Below are 255 nucleotides of genomic sequence, written 5' to 3'. Positions count from 1 at the left end.
CTGACCATCAATACCGTGGCTGGTGACGACATTGTCAACCTGACCGAGTCGAAGAGCCCGCAGATCATCAGCGGCAAGGCGTCGGGCGAGTTCAAGTCTGGCGACGTGGTGAGCTTCAAGCTCAACGACACCACCTACAGCGCGGCGGTCGACAAGGACGGCAACTGGAGTGTCTCGGTCTCCGGCGCCGATCTGGCCAAGGAAACCAACATCCACGCCACCCTGGTGGCCCATGACACCGCCGGCAACGTCGCC

General features: G+C 62.4%; 1 protein-coding gene. It reads left to right on the top strand.

The features are described from left to right. Positions 1 to 255, top strand: a 255-nt coding sequence (locus IB255_RS30645) for an Ig-like domain-containing protein (protein WP_192211304.1), incomplete at both ends; no start/stop codon positions are given.

It is taken from the genome of Pseudomonas sp. PDM22 (genome assembly GCF_014851965.1).
Lineage (GTDB): Bacteria > Pseudomonadota > Gammaproteobacteria > Pseudomonadales > Pseudomonadaceae > Pseudomonas.
This window is presented reverse-complemented; position numbering and strand designations above follow the sequence as displayed.